At 60.2% G+C, this 402-nt stretch carries 1 protein-coding gene; it reads right to left on the bottom strand.

The features are described 5' to 3' along the window. Positions 1-371: ABC transporter permease (locus AC1D0P_RS30995; protein ID WP_477680231.1), on the bottom strand; the 371-nt coding region annotated here is incomplete at its 3' end. Positions 372-402: the final 31 nt, after the last annotated feature.

Here is a 402-nt window from a genome sequence, read left to right as displayed (position 1 = left end):
ATGGAGAGCGCCGCCGCCATCGGAAAATCCGCCCGCCGGCCGATCTGCAGCATGATGATCTGCGGCAGCACCAGTTCGTTGTTTCCGCCCAGAATCTGCGGCGTGATGTAGTCGCCGATGCAGAGCACGAATGTCAGAAAGGCGCCGGTCATGATTCCCGGCAATGTCAGCGGCAGGATCACATGCCAGAAGGTCTGGAAGGCATTGGCGCCGAGATCGGCCGCGGCGCGGCGGTAATTGGGCGAGAGCTGGATCAGGTTGGAATAGATCGTCAGCGTCAACAGCATGACGAAGAAATGCACGAAGCCGATGATCGTCGCCGTGCGATTGCTGGAGATTTCCAAGGGCTCGGAGATCAGGCCGATGCCCATCAGCGCCTGGTTGATGACACCGCCCTTGGAC

It is taken from the genome of Polaromonas sp. P1_G2, from assembly GCF_056405515.1.
The sequence above is the reverse complement of the archived record's forward strand: the minus strand, read 5'-3'. Positions and strand labels throughout refer to the sequence as shown.